This window comes from Arthrobacter sp. Edens01 (assembly GCF_001307035.1).
Taxonomy (GTDB): domain Bacteria; phylum Actinomycetota; class Actinomycetes; order Actinomycetales; family Micrococcaceae; genus Arthrobacter_B.
On sequence record NZ_LKIU01000005.1, the window covers coordinates 687494 to 690460 of the forward strand.

The 2967-nt window shown below is 62.6% G+C and carries 1 protein-coding gene; it reads left to right on the forward strand.

What is annotated here, in order from left to right; translation table 11 throughout:
* Positions 1-962 precede the first annotated feature (962 nt).
* On the forward strand, positions 963-2729 hold the full coding sequence (locus AO716_RS09420; RefSeq protein WP_055240639.1) for a DUF5979 domain-containing protein: 1767 nt from the start codon (positions 963-965) through the stop codon (positions 2727-2729).
* Positions 2730-2967: the final 238 nt, after the last annotated feature.

Consider the following 2967-nt stretch of genomic DNA (forward strand, 5'->3'; position numbering starts at 1 on the left):
TCAGGACCGCACCCCCTGGAACCAAACACAGGTTCCCCCTTGGGACACGGGGGGAGTCCTGGGAGGGCCCGCACCCGTGTGCGGGCCCTGCCCTGTTTAACCCCTGGTTCCTTACCCGACGCCGGCCGATTCGCGCAGCGGCCAGGCACGACAGTCCGTCCATAGAGCAAGCCTGCTGCCCGGTGCCGCTGCTGTCCGGTTCGCGCCGCCGGCCAAAGCATGCCGGTCCGGGCCGGGGAAGTCCACCGTTCCCGGAGAACTCCCGCTCCGGAGAAGAGAGCCCGGGCCTGGACCGTCTCACCGCGGCTATTAGCCTCCGATCTGGGACACCCCTGCCACTCTGGGACCTTCCTGACCCGGCGCCGCGCAGGAAAGACCCCAACTGGCAGGAATGTCCCCAACCGCAGGAAAACGTCCCAGAAGACCGTCCCAATACGGAGGAATGTCTCCAAACGGAGGACAACACCGTTCAGGACCCACCCAATACTGAGGAAAGTCCCAACTGGCAGGAATGTCCCCAACCGCAGGGAAACGTCCCAAAAGAGCGTCCAAGTACGGAGGAATGTCCCCAAACGGAGGACAACACCGTTCAGGACCCACCCAAAACGGAGGAAAGTCACAAACCGAAGGTCAGTGCCAACCAGGGGCGGCAAACGGGAGCAGGCGACGGCGGACCCGGAGTGGGAGACTATGGCACGGACTACGCCGCACTCTGCCCCGGCGCGGGCGCGAGACACATGACGACGCAGAACCTCACTATGCAAAAACCGTCGATTCCGGTTCCTCCCTACTCGGACTCACACCGTGTGTCACGCCTTCACATCAGTATCGAGAGATGATTCGCCTTCCTCCCTTCTCATATTCAACGCGCGGCGCTAGCCTCACAGGCCACGGAGTCTCCTCGCGGCTGGTATGCCTGGCCTGCGGCGTTCATCACGTCATCACTCGAAAGAAGGAACCTCATGAGTCTGCGTTACCGATCCGCCCGCGGTGCGGGCAGCGACCGTTACCTGAGGCGCTGGAAGGGCAGGGGCGCCGGCGTCGTCGGTCTCCTGGTCTTCCTCTTTATGCTTTTGCCCTTTGCCGTGCCGGCGCAGGCCGTGTTCTCCGGGGAATCTCCGGGGGCGGAAGTCCCGTCGGACATCACGGAAATCACCATGACCGGCACCGGCGCGGGGCAAGCCGTGACCGGCGGACTGCCTACTGGGGCCTTCGACCCGACAACCGGGTATCCCGAAGACGTGCCGGCGGGCTACGAGCCCGCCAACGAAGGGTTCGCCGGCATCATCATTACTGTTGACGCAGTCGGCAACACACAGCAGATGTACTGCATCGATATCCGGACCTCCACGTACACCGGTTTGGGATACGAGAGCGGCACCTGGGATGAGTCGAATGTGCCAAACATCGGCTACGTCAACCGGGTACTAAACAGCTACTACCCGGACCAGCCGGGGCTACCGGACGCGCCGTCGGACAATGTCCGGGCTGCAGCAGTGCAGGCAGCTGTGTGGTTCTTTAGCGATGGCTACGTCCTTCAGGACACTGACCCTATTCGTCCTTACACGGCTGCCATTGTCGCGGATGTACTCGCTGCAGGACCGCTGACTGAGCCGCCGGCACCCAACGTAGCGATTGACCCGCCCGTAGCTTCAGGTCCGACCGACGGCGTCACCGGTCCATTCACCATTACCTCCGATGCCGCTACAGTCACCGTTGAGGTGCCGGAGGGTTACACCCTCTACACGGATCCTGCGGGCACGGTCCCCCTGGCAGGCACGACCGTAGCTTCCGGAACGCAGCTGTGGGTAGGGAATGACAATCAGACCACGGAGCCCGTGGTGCTGACAGCCACCGCAGTAGTTCCTGTCCAGACGGGCAACGTTTACCTCTATGCAGGCAACAACCCCCAGGTCACGGATGCCCAGAAACTGATCCTGGCGGCAGACGCGCAGATCGAGTCAAATGCCCAGGCAACGGCGGAGTTCTTTGTCGCCGGGGACCTGACGGTCAGCAAGGCCTTCGCCGGTGAGGGAGCTGGTGCCCAGGGTGCTATCTCACTGCTGGTGGACTGCGGTGCGTCCGGCGTCTTCACATTCGAAATCCCTGCCGGCACCGATACCCCGGTAACGGAAACGGTTACCGACCTCCCGGTGGGAACGGTCTGTGCGGTGACCGAGCCGGTATCGGGATCAACTTCCGAGGTGACTGTCACTCCCGTTCTCCCGGAACCGGTGACAATCACCGACGGCGAGAACTTGCTTGCTGTCACGAACACGGTTGACTTCAACCCGGGCAGCCTGCTGGTGACCAAAACCATCACCGGTACAGGTGCAGGGCTGCAGGATGACATCGTGATCCATGTCCAGTGCGGCGAGGGAGTAGTGGACGAGGTCTTCGTACTGGCAGCCGGCACTACAGCGGGTGAATACACCCAGCTCTACGAAGGCATCCCGGCCGGGACGCTGTGCAACATCTCCGAACCGACCTCAGGAGCGAACGAAGATGTCACGGTTGAATCCACGTTTACCGGTGAAGTGGCGATCCTCCCCGGGGCAACCCAGGCGGCAGGGGTTACCAACCTGTATGCACCGGTTCCAGTCAGCGAACGGCTGCCCAAGACGGGTGCCGAATCAATGAATATGGTCCTCATGGGCGGAGTGGCAGTAATTGCCGGTTCAATGCTTGTCCTGGCCTCTCTCCGGCGCCGGCAGAGCCAAGAGCCGTAACCCGGAATAGCGTGTCCGGAACCGGTCCCCTCGGGGGCCGGTTCCGCTGCGGTCAGAGCGATTTGCACGCAGGCGCAAACCTGTGTAAAGTCTTCTGAGTCGCCGCGGCCGGGACGCTCTGCTGGAAAGCATGAAGCACCCGAAGCATGGCGGCCAAACCCCAACTTCCTTTTGATGGTGGATCTGCTGCGCGCCTTGTGTGCCGGCGGGAAAGCCTGGGACTGGATGCTGGGTTCGG

Coding starts and splice junctions, on each gene's coding strand:
- AO716_RS09420 (WP_055240639.1), top strand. CDS start 963: ATGAGTCTGCGTTACCGATCCGCCCGCGGTGCGGGCAGCGACCGTTAC.